The sequence below is a fragment of the Tannerella forsythia genome (genome assembly GCF_001006485.1).
GTDB lineage: Bacteria > Bacteroidota > Bacteroidia > Bacteroidales > Tannerellaceae > Tannerella > Tannerella forsythia.
This window is the reverse complement of record NZ_JUET01000133.1, coordinates 1-439: the sequence shown is the minus strand read 5'-3', so window position 1 is coordinate 439 and position 439 is coordinate 1. Positions and strand designations below refer to the sequence as shown.

Here is a 439-nt window from a genome sequence, read left to right as displayed (position 1 = left end):
CGGAGGAAGGGGAAAGGGGAGCGAGAGCGGGGTGAAAAGCGGAGAGAAAGAGAAGATGAGCAGGTAGGGGGGAGAGTGGACAGGAGTGGAACGAAGAAGGAAGAAAGGCGAAAAGAAAGAGCGAAAAGAAAAAAACAACGATAAGAAAGAGGAATATAGGAAGAGGAGGAGGAAATGAGAAAAGAAGAGAAAGCAGAAGAAGAGAAAGAAGAGAAGAAAGGAGAGAAGGAAGAAGAAGGGAAGGAGGGAAGAGAAAGAGAGGGGGAGAGAAAGAGGGAGGAAGGGAGGAAGAAAAAGGAAGAAAGGAAAGAGGGAGGAGAGGAGAAAAAGAGGAAAAAAGGGGAGGAGAGGGAGGGGAGAGGGAGGGAAGAAAAGAAGAAGAAAGAAGAGAGAAGGAATAAAAAAAGAAAAAAACGAAAGGGAGAGAGAAGGGAAGGAG

The 439-nt window shown here is 46.5% G+C and carries 1 protein-coding gene; it reads left to right on the top strand.

The window, feature by feature from the left end; all coding sequences use genetic code 11:
- Positions 1-174: 174 nt before the first annotated feature.
- On the top strand, positions 175-439 hold a 265-nt coding region (locus Tanf_RS12540; RefSeq protein WP_046826097.1), incomplete at its 3' end, for a hypothetical protein.